The organism is Sphingobacterium sp. GQ94 (assembly GCF_059758715.1).
The window spans coordinates 122,984-135,856 of record NZ_JCAXEC010000005.1; the positions used below are offsets into that span (position 1 = coordinate 122,984).

Genomic DNA, 12,873 nt, shown 5'->3' on the forward strand with positions numbered 1-12,873 from the left:
GGCAAATATAATGTATTCGTTCGAATTATTTTGACAATAAGTCCCTAATTTGTTGACTCGCATTAGCATTGTCTACTTTTTTTATAATCTCTTGAATGTAACCCTGCTCATCGATGACAAAAGTGGTTCTTGCAGTGCCCATATGTTTCTTTCCGTACATATTTTTTTCAACCCATACCCCATAGTCATTAACAATCTTCTGATCTGTATCTGCCAACAAGTTAAAGGGAAGATCATATTTTGAAATAAATTTTTGATGAGATTGTTCATTATCTACACTAATACCAATAACTTCAAAACCTTCTTTGAGTAAACTTTGGTAGTTATCTCTAAAGTTACAAGCCTCAGTTGTACATCCTGGAGTATTGTCTTTAGGATAGAAATAAAGGATCACTTTTTTACCTTTAAAATCAGAAAGTTTAACTTCTTGGTTATTCTGATTGTTCGCGCTAATTTCAGGAGCTTTGTCTCCAATATTTAATGTTGTCATGTTCTTTCTTTTTTACTTTGTAAATGATACTTGATAAATGTTCTGGTTATCTTTCCAATCTTTTACAATCAACTTGAAGTTATGTTTGCCCTTTTCCAGGGATGGGTCAAATCTGTGCCATAAATGACGATTTTTAGAATCGTATTCCATGAGTACCCACTGGCCATCGATATATCCATTAAAAGATTGTATTCCTGAAAAATTATCTCGAATTGTGAAATCTATTTTGGATTGAGCGCTCACATTTTTACCATTCCCGAAGTTTCTAGGAGTAATACTTGGAGCAACGGTATCCACACTCACATAAAAAGAACCAAACGATTTTGTGTTTACCGTCACCCATCCATTTTCAAATTTACCGCCCACAGATCCTGCTTGCACGGATGCGATCATTGCCTTTGATTCCAAGTGTTTGGGTAAGGCTATTGGTTTAATGCGCAGGTTATAGCTAGAGAATAAAGGCGTTAATTCGTTATGCACATGGTGAATATTGGAATAATCCTTTGGTTTAGCTACACTAGAGTCATAAATAAAATCGAGGTTTGAATATAATGCACCAGGGGGGATTTGAATTTCCATTTCATCAGATGAAAATGTATTTGCCTTATTATATACAAACATGGTTCCTTTTGGAGGATTTTGCTTTGCTTTGTGCGCTGGATTATTTTTGACCTTGAAGTTTAATTCACTGCAATTTCCGTGTACGTCCTTAACAACATATTTTAGATTATGGACCTGTTGGTCGGTTAGTTCAATGATTCCATCGTTTGTTAGATGCTTGAAAATTTCGAGTGGATTTCCGGGATCTTTAAAGCTTTTTTGAACCTTGATTTTGGTTTTTTTAAAATGTGCAAAATCAACATACGAATGAATGGCAGAGGAGGTATTGAAATCTAACTCTTCAAAAAGAACTGTGGATATATTCTTTCCATCTAAAAATAATTCGATAGAATACACCCCATTTTTAAAACCTCCAGCGCGGTGTCTATCAATTGTATTGATACCTATACCAAATTTACCATGGATTGAAATTACTTCTGATGAAGCCAATGCGTACCTGTTAGATCCTAGAACCTTTACTTGTTGTTGCCTGCGAGGAGTATGCTCATTGAATAAATCTTCGTTTAAATCATAAAGAGTAATACCATGAATTGTTGGTGCATAGTTGTCTTTAAATTTTAATCCGAAAAGTTGAGGGTTTAGGGGATGTTGGGTTTTACTATCTCTTATTTCAAAATGCAGATGTGGCCCAGCAGATCCACCTGTGTTTCCTGCATTTCCTATGATTTGCCCCTTATTTATTTTGATTTGGTTTTCTTTAAGTTCTAAGTCCACATCAAAACGTTGCAATTTATATTGTTCGGCTCGAACGACATTGGTTATTAAATCACTGAATTTATCCATATGCAAGTAAACCGTTGTATATCCGTTTGGATGTGTAATATAGACCGAGTTTCCTCCACCTCCGATTTGAACTCTTATACGTGAAATATAGCCTTGGGCTGCTGCATGCAACGGTAAACCAATTCTCTGTTGCGTTCGATAATCATCCCCTGCATGAAAATGTGTGGAACGCAACTCTCCGAAAGTTCCTGAGGCATCTGGAGTGATATTTAATGGGTTACGAAAATAATTTTGAGGATAACTCCTTGAGGTTATAATATTAGTATGTTGGGCAAATGTCGTCCCAAACAGGCTGCAAACCAATAAGAGTGATGATGTAATGTTTTTCATAATTATTTAATCTGACAGCTAAACATGCTCTTCTCTTCTAAAAATCCAACCAGTTTATCACCTATTGAAACTGCACCGACACCTGCTGGGGTGCCTGTATAAATTAAATCCCCCTTTCGTAAAGTAATGAACTGGGAAATGAAAACGATTAAAGTCTCATAATCGAAGATCATGTCTTTTGAATTTCCTTGCTGGACGATCTCACCGTTTTTCTCGAGAGAAAAGTTGAGTTCGGCAGTGTTATTAAATTCTTCTTTTGGAATTAATTTGCTGATAACAGCTGATTGGTCAAAAGCCTTCGCTAATTCCCAGGGTAATCCTTTGGCCTTCTGTTCAGACTGAATGTCCCTTGCCGTAAAATCTATACCTAATCCAATCGCATCATAATAGTTATGAGCAAACTTTTTAGACACATGCTTTCCCTCATTGCAAATTCGAATAACAAGTTCAACTTCATAATGTATATCTTTTGAAAAGTCTGGATAATAAAAATCTTTATTATCCTTCAGCAGTGCTGTATCTGGTTTTAGAAAGATGACTGGTTTTTCTGGAATTGGATTGTTAAGTTCTTTTGCATGATCTATGTAATTTCTGCCGACAGCTATGATCTTCATTTGTTTATAGAATTGAGTTAAGCCAGAACTTTTAGCGTATCTAAAGTCCTAAAAACAAACTTAGCAAAACTGTGGGGGTTTGGCAAATGATCCAAGACCGGTTAACCCCAAGAACCATTAGTCATTTGTTGATTTTAAAAGGCTATTAGTAGAATAATAACGGTAATTTAATATAACAATTCCTAGTTTTGTGCCATGAATAAAATTACAGCAGTCCTTTTTGATCTGGATGGTACATTAATCGATTCAGAGCATTTTTATTATAGCAATTGGGCACCTATCTTAAAGGAAGATTATGGATTTATTATATCTTTCGATGATTGGGTTCGTGAATTTGCAGGACATACTTTGAGTCATAATGTGAAAATGTTGAACGCTGTTCATAACTTACAAGTAGATGAACAGGATTTATGGTATGCTACTAGAGCAGCTTACAACAAAGCCGACATGAGAACGATTAGGTTGATGCCACATGCAAAAGAGATTTTGGATGAATTAATGGAAAGAGGACTGAAAATTGGATTAGTTACCTCAAGTTATAAAACAACTGTAGAGACCGTCTTGGGAGCGCATAAATTGTTGGGATATTTTTCATTTTTTGTGACCCGTGAAACGGTTGAGAATCCCAAACCTAATCCTGAACCTTATCTGCTTGCAACTGAAAAATTGCAGGTGCCTATAGATGAAATTGTTGTCATTGAGGATACCCTGACTGGTTGCGTTGCTGCTCAGGCAGCAGGTTTATTCTGTATTGCTGTGAGTAAGCAAACTGTAGAAAGACAAAGATTACATAATGCAGATCTATTATTAAACGATTTAGCAGAGGTAAAAAATTCGTTGCTTAAGCTAATTTAAAACTGAATATTCCGTTTTATTTGTAATTTTAGGTTATACATGTATAAACCTTATGAATAGACGGACAGTTATCAAACAAATGTTTGTAGTTGCTGGCGGGATGATGATTGCAACTTCTTGTGATTTGCGATCAACCGCTACTTCGATTCAACTTAATCATATTAAACTGCTAAGATCTGACGAGGAATTCTTAGCGGAATTAGTTGAGGCGATCCTTCCCAAAACGGATTCACCTGGCGCTAAGGAATTAAAACTGCATTTATTTGTTATGAAAATGATTGACGATTGTGCTAGTCCAGAAGATCAGAACCTTTTTATCGAAGGCTTGAAGCGAGCGCAGGAAGTCAACGGGAAAGAGATGAATGATTTACAATCCTATTTAATGGCTTTGGATGCCCAGGATGTGTTTTTCAAGCTGCTCAAACACAGGACGATTCAAGGATACCGGAATTCCGAATATGTCATGAAGAATAAACTAGTCTATGAATTAGTCCCTGGGAGATACCGTGGGGCCGTGAAAATAAATGCTTAAGCTATGGCAAATTTATCTATAGAATCAAAGAATAACCGGACCTATGATGCCATAGTGATCGGATCTGGAATATCAGGTGGTTGGGCGGCTAAAGAGCTCTGCGGTAAAGGCATGAAAACTTTGGTATTAGAGAGGGGTAGAGATGTTCAGCATATTAAGGATTATCCGACCACGAATTTATATCCTTGGGAATTTGAACATCGAAATGAAATACCCTACGCTATTCAAAAGGCGAACCCCATTGTCAATCGTTGTTATGCCTTTCATGAAGATGCAGCGCATTTTTTTGTGAAAGATGATGAACATCCCTATGTTCAACAAAAACCATTTGACTGGATTCGGGGCTATCAAGTAGGGGGGAAGTCGTTGTTATGGGCGCGTCAAACACAACGTTGGTCTAATTTTGATTTTGAGGGCCCTGCACGTGATGGTTTTGCTGTTGATTGGCCGGTTCGCTATCAAGATATTAAGCCATGGTATGACTATGTTGAACGTTTTGCTGGGATTGCAGGGGATAAAGATGGTTTGGAGGAATTACCCGATGGAGAGTTTCTTCCAGGCTATCCATTGAATATCGTGGAGAAATATTTTAAACAAAAAATTGAAGATAAATATCCCGGTAGAAAGGTGATTTCAGCTCGGTGCGCACACTTATCTGAGCCCAATCAAATTCATTTAGATCAAGGCCGGGTCCAATGTCAAAATCGCAAACTTTGTCAAAGAGGGTGTCCTTTTGGTGGATATTTTAGTTCCAACGCCTCGACTTTACCCTGGGCAGCAAAAACAGGAAACCTAACCCTAAGACCGGATTCAGTTGTTCATTCAATTTTGTATGATGAACAGAAAGGAAAAGCAATTGGTGTAAAAGTTATAGATAAGGATAGTAAAGAAGAAATTGATTTTTTTGCCAAAATCATCTTTTTAAATGCGGCTGCTCTAAACTCAAATTTGATATTGTTAAACTCAAAATCTAATAGATTTCCTGAGGGTCTAGGCAATGACAGTGGTACGTTAGGTAAATTCGTCGCCTTCCATAATTATAGTGCAAGAATTTCAGCTGAATTTGAGGACTTCCTAGACTATAAAACAGATGGACGAAATCCCGCAGGTGGGGGATACATACCTCGTTTTCGTAACCTATTAAAACAAGAAACAGATTTCTTACGTGGCTATGCCGCAGGGTTTAGTGCATATCGATCAAGTCAGTCTGATCAATCCCCGATTGGAGAGAAATTAAAGCAAAATATATTGAACCCTACTTATGGAAATTGGGGGGTAGGTTCTCACATGATGGGAGAAACTATTCCTAAGGAAACAAATTTCGTTTCTTTAGATAGGAATCAAAAGGATGACTATGGAATGCCATTATTGAATATCTCTGTGGATTATGACCAAAATGATGCGAAAATGAAAAAAGATTACTTGGACACCATGGAAGAAATGTTTACCGCCGCTGGATTTATTAATATTAAAAGAAATGAAAGTTCGCAAGCTCCTGGCCTGGACATCCATGAAATGGGCGGAGTGCGAATGGGAAATGATCCGAAAACCTCCATGCTTAATAAATGGCATCAACTTCATGAATGCCCAAATGTATTTGTAACGGATGGGGCCTGTATGACTTCCACCGCGACTCAAAATCCTTCTTTGACTTACATGGCTTTTACTGCTAGAGCGGCTGATTACGCTATTTCTGAAATGAAGAAGCTAAATCTTAAATAATTTTTGACTAAACCTTTATAATTAATGAAAATTAAAATTGTTTTCCTGTTTATGTGTGTGTATACCTCTGTCAATCTTTATGCACAAAATATAGAGCTTGTGAGGAGTAATGATAAGCGAGCAAAAGAAACCCTAGACAGTATCTATGCTCATTTCTCCATTTCAAATAGTGCTTTGCTTCGGGAGAATTATCCTTTTGACCAGCGCTATCAGGCTAGTTATTTAGCTACAAACGAACAACAATCAAAAGCAAACCCATATTCTTATCTCTGGCCTTTTTCGGGTTCATTGTCTGCTCAAGTAGCGCGGTATGAATCTTTTCAAGATCCAGCTATTTTAAAAGCAATAAATGGGGTTGTTTTGGATGGATTAGAAGAGTATTTTGATAAGCGAGAGCCATATGGCTATGCCTCTTACGTAAATTCTGCTAAACAATCAGATCGGTTTTATGATGATAACGTTTGGTTAGGTATCGATTTTGCAGATCTATTTTTGCTGACTAAAGATAAAATGTATCTCCAGAAGGCTGAAATGATCTGGCGTTTTGTTGCCTCTGGAATGGATGAAAAATTAGGTGGCGGAATCTATTGGTGTGAACAAAACAAACAATCTAAAAACACTTGTTCAAATGCTCCTGGTGTTGTTTTCCTGTTAAAATTATATCAGGCGACTAAAAACACTAAATACTTGGAGCTCGGAAAGACTCTATACCAATGGACTAAAGAGAATCTGCAGGATCCTGAAGATAAATTATATTTCGATAATATAAATCTTTCTGGGAAGGTGGATAAGCGAAAATACGCCTATAATTCTGGCCAAATGATTCAAGCTGCGGTTTTATTGTTTGAAACTACGAATCAGAAAGATTATTTGAAACAAGCTCAGGAAATCGCAGAATCTGGACATCACTATTTCTTTTTTGGGGAGGCTGATCATAAGGGGAAGAGGTTTAAATTATTGAAAAATTCGGATAGTTGGTTTATTGCCGTTATGCTTCGGGGATATAAAGCCTTGTATGAACAAGATAATAACCCCATTTATTTGAAAACGTTTCAAGCAAATCTTGATTATGCATGGGATAATCTCCGTGATGAAAATGGATTGTTTTATAAAGATTGGTCCGCTCAAAAGAAAGAAGAAAAAAAATGGTTATTGGATCAATTTGCCAAAGTGGAAATGTACGCCCGTCTTTCTCACTTTTGATTCCTTGCTAATAGGTTTTTCCTTAACACAGAAAAATTTTTTTGATTTTTTTTCTGTGTTAAACTTATTTTTGCTACTTTTCTCTCATTCAAAGTAGTATTAGGCAATAATATTATAATTATTACGTTTCAAATATTAGGATTTATATCTATTATCACAATGTTTCCTAGTAACTAAAACGTTTTAGTCTTATTTATTGTGTAATAAACCTATTAAATTAATAAACCATTAACGTTAATTAACATGCCAAACATTTACAGTACAAAATTGTACCGAACAGGCTTTGTAAGAGGAAGTGTATTATGCTTTGCTCTGATGGCCTGCAGTTACGGTTATTCGTATGAAAAACCGCTATCTGAGGTTAACGGAATCGAACTGTCCGTTCTTCAACAGACAGTTAAAGGAATAATAAAAGATAGTTCAACGGGAAAACCTCTCTCGGGTGTTACCGTTCGGGTGCAAGGTAAGCAAGAGAGTACCCAAACCGATGCTTCAGGTAATTTCTCTATTGCAGCCGAAACAGGTGATGTGTTGCAAATCAGCTATCTCGGATTTCAAGGTCAAAATTTTAAAGTCCAAGGTGAACAAGCTCAAATAAATTTAACTCCAGATTCGGAGTCATTAGATGAGGTTGTGGTGGTTGGTTATGGTACCCAAAAACGGAAAGAAATTACTTCTGCAGTGGCGACCGTAAAAGAAAAAGATTTTAACAAAGGGGGAATGAGAAACCCAATGGAATTGGTGCAGGGCAAAGTGGCTGGTTTGAATGTCACCAGAACCCAAGGAAGCAATCCAAATTCATCAACTAATATTCAATTGCGTGGTATGGCCTCTGTCAAAGGTAGCAACAGTCCTTTGGTGGTCATCGATGGTATCCCAGGGGGTAGTTTGGATTTGATCAAGCAAGGAGATATTGAATCTATTGACGTCCTTAAGGATGGTTCTGCTGCAGCTATTTACGGTACACGAGGTAATGGGGGTGTAATTTTAGTCACTACTAAAAAAGGAAAGGCTGGTGCACCACAATTCGAATATCTGACATACGCTCAAACAGAGATTGTGAATCGTAAGCCAAGTATGCTCTCGGCTAGTGAATTTAGGGATAAAGTGGTGAATGGATTGAATAAACCTGAATTGGATTTGGGCGCAACAACTGATTTGTATGATGAATTGATTAATAAAGATAATTTTTCTCATTTCCATAATTTCATAGCTAGTGGTGGGGGTGAAAATTCTACCTATCGTGCTTCTTTTAATTACGAACAGGCTCAAGGTATAGCGAAACAAAACGATAAAGAACAATTTGGCGGACGTTTTAATTTTACACAAACTGGTCTGGCAGATCGATTAACCTTTTCGGCGAATGTGGCCGCCAATTTTAATAAGGCTGATTTATTAGGAGGGAAAACGGGTGATTTTGAACAAGCAATTCAACGTAATCCAACAGCGCCTATTTTCAATACAGATGGAACGTTCTACCAAACACAGGATTATAATAATTACAACCCGTTGAGTAGATTGGCTCATCGTATAGAAGATCGTAACCAACAGACTTTTTCTGGTGATGCTAGATTAAAATTCAAAATTTTAGATGAGTTGAGTGTCTCTGCATTTGGTTCGTATGTTCGTGATAATTGGAATGACCGAAGATATCGTTCAACGCTGGATTGGGACCAGAGACAAACCTCCGATTACCAAGGTATGGCGTATGCCTTAAAAAGAAACGATTTAAATTGGACGAAAACTTTTGAGAGTACTGTTGATTATAACAAGACTTTTAATGAAGATCACACCGTGACAGGGCTTTTGGGCTACAGTTATCAGTATGGAACTTCTGAGTATTTCGAAATGTCTAATAATGGGTTCACTACAGACGGATTCTTAGATTGGAACATGGGATCAGGGACTGCATTGACCAATGACAAATTACCAAGACCAGGGATGGCTTCCTTTAAGGATGACAATACCTTAATTGCTTTCTTTGGCCGTGTTAATTATAATTATGCTGGGAAATATTTTGTTACTGCTATTCTACGTAGAGAAGGGTCTTCTCGTTTTGGTGCGAATAATAAATGGGGTAATTTCCCTGCTGTTTCAGCAGGTTGGACGATTTCAAACGAAGATTTTTTCACCAATAAAGAGGTCGTGAATGAATTAAAACTGCGTGCAGGTTATGGAGTAACGGGTAATCAAGGTATTCCTAATTACCTGTCTTTAATCCGTCTAGGAACTGGTGGTGTGTATCCTCAGAATGATATTTATTATCAAACTTATGGTGTTGCCTCAAATCCAAATCCTGATTTGAAATGGGAGCAAAAAGCTGAAACCAACATTGGGGTTGATTTTGCTATGTTTAATAATAGATTAACAGGTGCATTGGATTTTTATAACCGTCGTACCAAGGATTTATTATATGATTATAAAGCGCAACTGCCTGCTTATGTTCAAAACAGTATCTGGTATAATGTAGGTGAGGTTGTAAATAAAGGTGTAGAATTACAACTAACCGGAACGCCGATTTCAAACGATCAGTTTACTTGGCAAGTTGATTTTGCTGGAAATTATCAAACGAATGAATTAACCAAATTATCTTCTGATATATTTCAGAGTAACTGGATTGAGTTTGGAGGTCTTCCTTCTCCAGGTAACCTCGGTAATGCTATTCGTTTGGAAGAGGGTGGATCAGTAGGATCCTTCTATGGAAAACGTTTTGCAGGATTTGATGATCAAGGTAAATGGCTTTTTTATAAGGCAGATGGTTCAACAGCACCTGCTTCTGAAATTAACAACGACGATCTAACCTATATCGGTAATGGTATTCCAAAGTTTCAAGTGTCATTGGGTAACCGAATCAGCTATAAGGGATTTGATTTAAGTGTATTTTTAAGGGGTAAATTTAAATATGATATCTTGAATTCTGCAGACATGTATTTTGGAAATCAAAAATGGTTACCTAACAATGTTTTTGAATCTGCATTCGGTAAGAATAGTGAATTAAAGGATGATCCTCAGTATTCTGATTATTACTTGGAAAATGGATCTTTTGTGAAAATTGACAATGTTACTTTGGGATACAATTTTGGTTTAAAAACTCCTCATGTTAGGAATTTGTATGTCTACTTAACAGCGAGAAATCTGGCAACGATTACTTCCTATTCTGGTATTGATCCTGAATTACAAGATACAGGTTTTGATGGTGGTATTGATTCAAGAGGTTTCTATCCTAGGACACAGTCTTGGTCACTTGGGTTAAATATTGGTTTTTAATGTAGAAGAAGATGAAATTATTAAATAAAAATAAAATTCGATTTGCAGTTGCAACTTTGATTGCCTCGGCGAGTTTATCTAGTTGTACGAATCTAGATGAAAATTTATACAGTGAATTAGAAAAGGATTCTTTCTATAAAAATAAGTTGGAGGTAATGCAAGCCGCTTTACGCCCTTTTACACACATGCAAGCTTGGTTAGCACCAACTGGTAATAATGGATTTTACTACCATTCAGAGCTGTCTGCTGATCAGTTAGCGTGGCCTCAAAAAGGGAGACATGGATATGACGGTGGAGATCATTTCCGAATGCATTACCATACTTGGACGGACAATGAGAATAGAATGCGTACGGGATGGGAATTGATGTATACCGGTGTTGGGTTTATAAATGGCGCTATCCAAGATATAGAAACATTAGACCTAGAAGCTATTGGTTTGACACCTGAGGAACATAAGGAAGTGCTTTCTCAGTTAAAAGTCCTTCGTGCTTTTCATTATATGAAAATCATGGATATGTGGGGTAATGTTCCGGTAACTACTGAGAACGTGATTGAGAAACCAACTAACCCTGAAACCAAGGAAAGAAAGGAAGTATTCCAGTTTATCATGGAAGAACTTGAACGAGAAGTGCCGAATCTCCCAGCATTAGATTCTGAAACAATTGGTAAGGTGAACAAAGCTGCTGGCTATGCCATGTTATCTGAACTCTATCTTAATGCTCAAAAATGGATAGGCACAGCCATGTGGGACGAATGTATTGCGGCCTCAGATAAAGTAATTTCAGGTGCTGGTGGTGGTATTGGAGGTGTTCCTAAGTTATCACCTAATATCAATGCAGTATTTTCTAATACAAATAATGCTAATCCTGAGTCTTTATTCCAATTTCAATTTAGTAGAAAAGGTGGATTCACCTTTGATTGGGGGGGATTCTTTATGAGCTATGATTACATGAAGGAAGTACTTGATGTTGGTTATGGTGGATGGAATGCATTTGTGGTAATTCCAACTGCTTTTGATGCCTATAATCAGAAAGACCTTAGAAAGAAAGATTGGTTTTTATTCGGTCCTCAATATAAATATGGAACAACTACTCCTGTAAATGGAACTGAAGAATATTCTGGAAAACCACTGGTTTATGTGAACTCTATTCGTAGAGAGAGTGAAGGTGATAAAACGTCTCCTGGTTCAATGTCTGAAGGGGAAGAAAACTCTGGAGCACGATTTAATAAATATAAATCAGGTCGAATTAGTGATGAAAATTACCAAGAGAACGATTACATTATTTATCGACTAACAGAAATTTATTTTAATAAGGCAGAAGCCATCATGCGTAAAAATAATGGTGTTGCTAATCAAGCTGCTGTAGATTTAATCAATTCTTCGAGAGTACGTGCATTCCTTGCACAAGATTGGAGCGCTAATAAATATACCACGGCAAGTCTAACCATGGACGAATTACTAGCTGAACGAGGAAGAGAATTCATTTTCGAGGGTAAACGTAGAACAGATTTAATTAGATTTGGTAAGTATACGACTGGAACTTGGTGGGATCATCAACCGACCGGTGATCCGAATAAGGAAATATTTCCAATTCCACAAACACAAATGGCAATTAATCCAGGTTTGAAACAAAACCCTGGTTATTGATAATTATCTCTGTCATTAAATCTAAAACAGGTTTACAAATTCAATTGTAAACCTGTTTTTTTTTATTGGTTTGTGCTTGATGCTGTTAGCGAATATAATTCACATTTTCGATTTTCTTTATTCGATAATATTTTGCATTATGTTTTGAATTCAATTTTTATATCCTGGTTTTTAGGAAAAAAATTCTAGATAATGAACCATAAGAAATCCAATTTTTTAGGGTTATATTTTTATAAGAAATTTACAGCAAATAAACAAAAAATTAAGCTACTTTTGACAGTAAAAAAACCAAAATAGTAATGTGCTAAAAGCCCTTTCAGAACCTCAACTCAAAGTTATCAACATAATTATGATACTGAAGAACAGTGGCTTATCAATTTTTTGAGGTGACTGGGTGGGTTTTGTCCCTTTTTTTATTCTCGATGTGGAAAAGTCATGTTAGCGGAGGCACAAAAAATAAGTGATATTTGTTTTACTTGAGAATTGAGTCTTCTCAAATCAAACGTTTTTTTAATTATCTAAGGGACTTAGGCTTATATCAGCTAAAATTCTTTTTAAACTTAATATAACATGGCAAGAATCATTAAATTCGAAAAAAATGACTGTGCGCCATGCGCACAAGTATCGGCATACCTTGACAACAGAGGTGTTTCCTATGAAACCATTAATCCTTTCGATGAGCCGGAATTAGCCGTTAAGTTTAAGGTCCGTACTGTTCCTACAGTTTTGGTATTGGAGGATGATGAAATAAAGAACCGAATAATTGGATTTAAACCTGAAGAACTAGACCAAATCGCTTTGTAGAAA

10 protein-coding genes are annotated in these 12,873 nt (G+C 36.6%); 7 read left to right on the forward strand and 3 right to left on the reverse strand.

Annotation, left to right across the window (positions count from 1 at the left end; translation table 11 throughout):
- Positions 1-25 precede the first annotated feature (25 nt).
- Genes bcp through AC6CHH_RS06910 form a run of 3 tightly spaced genes read right to left on the reverse strand, consistent with a single transcriptional unit; the run spans position 26 to position 2,838 of the window.
- The gene (bcp, locus tag AC6CHH_RS06900) at positions 26-490 is read right to left on the reverse strand and encodes a thioredoxin-dependent thiol peroxidase (RefSeq protein ID WP_498281134.1); all 465 of its coding nucleotides are present in this window, start codon (positions 488-490) and stop codon (positions 26-28) included.
- Between the two features lie 12 nt (positions 491-502).
- Entirely contained in the window at positions 503-2,224 is a 1,722-nt protein-coding gene (locus tag AC6CHH_RS06905; protein ID WP_498281136.1) for a M23 family metallopeptidase, read from the reverse strand.
- Positions 2,225-2,226: 2 nt separating this feature from the next.
- Positions 2,227-2,838 (reverse strand): fumarylacetoacetate hydrolase family protein, encoded by a 612-nt coding sequence (locus AC6CHH_RS06910; protein ID WP_498281138.1) that lies wholly within the window; start codon positions 2,836-2,838, stop codon positions 2,227-2,229.
- Between the two features lie 195 nt (positions 2,839-3,033).
- Between AC6CHH_RS06910 and AC6CHH_RS06915 the strand changes: the two genes are divergently transcribed.
- From AC6CHH_RS06915 to AC6CHH_RS06945, 7 genes are all read left to right on the forward strand, one after another.
- The gene (locus AC6CHH_RS06915; protein ID WP_498281140.1) at positions 3,034-3,693 is read left to right on the forward strand and encodes an HAD family hydrolase; all 660 of its coding nucleotides are present in this window, start codon (positions 3,034-3,036) and stop codon (positions 3,691-3,693) included.
- A 52-nt stretch (positions 3,694-3,745) separates the two neighbouring features.
- Complete coding sequence (locus tag AC6CHH_RS06920; RefSeq protein WP_498281143.1) at positions 3,746-4,225, forward strand: gluconate 2-dehydrogenase subunit 3 family protein; 480 nt, start codon at positions 3,746-3,748, stop codon at positions 4,223-4,225.
- Between the two features lie 3 nt (positions 4,226-4,228).
- Positions 4,229-5,947 carry a GMC oxidoreductase gene (locus AC6CHH_RS06925; RefSeq protein ID WP_498281145.1) on the forward strand — a complete coding sequence of 573 codons (1,719 nt, stop codon included), beginning with the start codon at positions 4,229-4,231 and terminating at the stop codon, positions 5,945-5,947.
- Positions 5,948-5,971: 24 nt separating this feature from the next.
- Complete coding sequence (locus tag AC6CHH_RS06930; protein WP_498281149.1) at positions 5,972-7,150, forward strand: glycoside hydrolase family 76 protein; 1,179 nt, start codon at positions 5,972-5,974, stop codon at positions 7,148-7,150.
- Positions 7,151-7,393: 243 nt separating this feature from the next.
- Positions 7,394-10,417 carry a SusC/RagA family TonB-linked outer membrane protein gene (locus tag AC6CHH_RS06935; protein WP_498281151.1) on the forward strand — a complete coding sequence of 1,008 codons (3,024 nt, stop codon included), beginning with the start codon at positions 7,394-7,396 and terminating at the stop codon, positions 10,415-10,417.
- A gap of 11 nt (positions 10,418-10,428) precedes the next feature.
- Positions 10,429-12,066 (forward strand): RagB/SusD family nutrient uptake outer membrane protein, encoded by a 1,638-nt coding sequence (locus tag AC6CHH_RS06940; protein WP_498281153.1) that lies wholly within the window; start codon positions 10,429-10,431, stop codon positions 12,064-12,066.
- A 570-nt stretch (positions 12,067-12,636) separates the two neighbouring features.
- Complete coding sequence (locus tag AC6CHH_RS06945; protein ID WP_498281155.1) at positions 12,637-12,870, forward strand: glutaredoxin family protein; 234 nt, start codon at positions 12,637-12,639, stop codon at positions 12,868-12,870.
- Positions 12,871-12,873: the final 3 nt, after the last annotated feature.